We start from the raw sequence: 873 nt of genomic DNA on the forward strand, positions 1-873 counted from the left end.
GATAACGGGCTTGGGTTTGGCTGTCGTTATTCGGATTTTCATGTTGGGCTTCATGGCGCACATCATGACGCTGACTCGACCTTTGTTTGAGTTGGGCGGCTTGGAGATTTCCGGCAAAGACATGATTATGTTTGCCGGCGGTATTTTCCTGCTTTATAAAGCGACTACTGAGCTGCACGAACGCCTTGAGGGCCACAATCAATTTGCGGTTGCTGAAGGACAGAAGAAGCATTCTTCTTTTTGGGGCGTTGTGGCGCAAATCTTGATTTTGGATGCAGTTTTCTCTATCGATTCTGTTATTACGGCAGTGGCGATGGTGGATCATATTGTGGTGGCAATGGGTGCGGTTGTTGTGGCGATGACGGTGATGATTTCTGCCAGCAAACCGTTGACTGCCTTTGTGGACAAGCATCCAACCGTTGTGATGTTGTGTTTGGGTTTCTTGTTGATGATTGGTTTCAGCCTGATTGCAGAAGCCTTCCATTTCCATATTCCGAAAGGCTATTTGTATGCGGCGATTGGCTTCTCGATTTTGATCGAACTGTTTAATCAGGTTTCGCAAAAGAATGCCCGTAAAAATGACTATATCAGCACTTCTTGGCGTAAGCGTACCGCTGAAAATGTGTTGGGCATGATGGGTATCCGCGAAAGCATTTTGGCAAAAGCAGGCGACAACGGCGGCGATGACGAGCATTTTGAAGAAAACGAAAAATCCATGATTCGCAGCGTGCTGACTTTGGCGGAACGCCCGATTATGGGCGTGATGATTCCGCGTCGGGAAATCGAGAAATTGGATATTTCCCAAAGTCGGGAAGAACAAAATGCGCAGTTGAAAAATACGCCGTATAGCCGTTTGTTGGTTGTCGGTAAGGC

The 873-nt window shown here is 47.3% G+C and carries 1 protein-coding gene; it reads left to right on the forward strand.

The genetic code is table 11. From position 1 onward, the window contains the following. A partial coding sequence (locus ACTHUR_RS12730) for a TerC family protein (protein ID WP_440398854.1) occupies nucleotides 1-873 on the forward strand: 873 nt, incomplete at both ends.

This window comes from Neisseria sp. P0021.S007 (assembly GCF_051956855.1).